General features: G+C 60.2%; 1 protein-coding gene and 3 pseudogenes. 3 read left to right on the plus strand and 1 reads right to left on the minus strand.

All coding sequences use genetic code 11. The annotated features are described in order from the left end of the window. Positions 1-152: 152 nt before the first annotated feature. Positions 153-251 (minus strand): integrase core domain-containing protein, encoded by a 99-nt coding sequence (locus D1012_RS23295; protein ID WP_199489605.1) that lies wholly within the window; start codon positions 249-251, stop codon positions 153-155. Between the two features lie 53 nt (positions 252-304). Between D1012_RS23295 and D1012_RS21845 the strand changes: the two are divergent. The 3 pseudogenes from D1012_RS21845 to D1012_RS23360 all read left to right on the plus strand — a co-directional run. Further along, a pseudogene (locus D1012_RS21845) lies at positions 305-679 on the plus strand (transposase); the annotation flags it as partial. Positions 680-792: 113 nt separating this feature from the next. After that, positions 793-894: pseudogene (locus D1012_RS23100) on the plus strand (IS110 family transposase); the annotation flags it as partial. Next, a pseudogene (locus D1012_RS23360) lies at positions 894-1,055 on the plus strand (transposase); the annotation flags it as partial. The pseudogenes D1012_RS23100 and D1012_RS23360, both read left to right, overlap by 1 nt.

Genomic DNA, 1,055 nt, shown 5'->3' on the forward strand with positions numbered 1-1,055 from the left:
GGCGATATCCGCGCCATCTGGGCTTCGGAAAGCAGGATCATCTCGCTCATGGCAGCACCCCCTGTGGTGCCGCAAGTGAATCAGTGAGTTGTCCGACCCGCAAGAAAATTAATGGGTCCAGAGCCTAGCGGAAGCTGCACAGGCTAAGCCGCTTACGCTTTAGCGGGTGTATTCATGTCCAACGCCTGATGTGGGCAGTGGTGGTTGTAGAAGCTGATCCAGTCGCCGATTGCGCGTGTGGCGTGCTGGATGCTGTCTGTTGATTTTCATCCAGATCTGACCCGGGAATGGAGTGAAACCCCACCCGATCCGGTTCTTCATGACTGCAGGCCAAGTCAGTGATTACACCGGCGCGGCGGCGCGGCTGAGCAGCTTGCCAAAGGCAGATTGGCTGCTGGCACCCTCTCATGGTTTGCGGGCAAACTATTGCCGGGCAACGGACCGGGGTTATGACGCCGACTGGTTCAAAGAAGCGTTGAAAGACAAGGGGATAAAACCATGCATCCCAGGTCGGAAGTCGCGCGGGAAACCCATCAAGCACGACAAGCGCCGCAACAGGATCGAGATCATGTTCGGACGCCTGAAGGACTGGCGCAGGGTCGCGACCCGCCACGATAGACGCCCAAAAGTCTTCCTCTCCGCCGTCGCACTCGCCGCAACCGTCATGTTCTGGCTATGATCCGAGAACGAGATGCCGTAACGGGGCCTGCGTCGCGACCCGCCCGTTACCGTTGCAAAGTTAAGGGCAAGCTGGCGCCATTCCCGGATCGGATCCAAAGGGAGGACTACGGGATGAAGCTGTTTGTCGGACTGGATGTGTCGCTGGAGAAGACCGCGATCTGCGTGATCAGCGAGCATGGGAAGATCGTGAAGGAGGCGCAGGTGGCCAGCGAGAGCGCGACATCTCGGGCGGGATCACCAAGGCAGGTGACGTCAATCTCCGCCGTGCCCTTTGCCAGGCGGCAACGGTGATGTTGCATCGCGGCCGGGCGACATGGCTGCGAACCTGGGCGGCGAAGATCGCGCGCCGTCGTGGTGCCAAGCGCGCGATGGTT

It is taken from the genome of Pseudotabrizicola alkalilacus (genome assembly GCF_003443995.1).
GTDB classification, from domain to species: domain Bacteria; phylum Pseudomonadota; class Alphaproteobacteria; order Rhodobacterales; family Rhodobacteraceae; genus Pseudotabrizicola; species Pseudotabrizicola alkalilacus.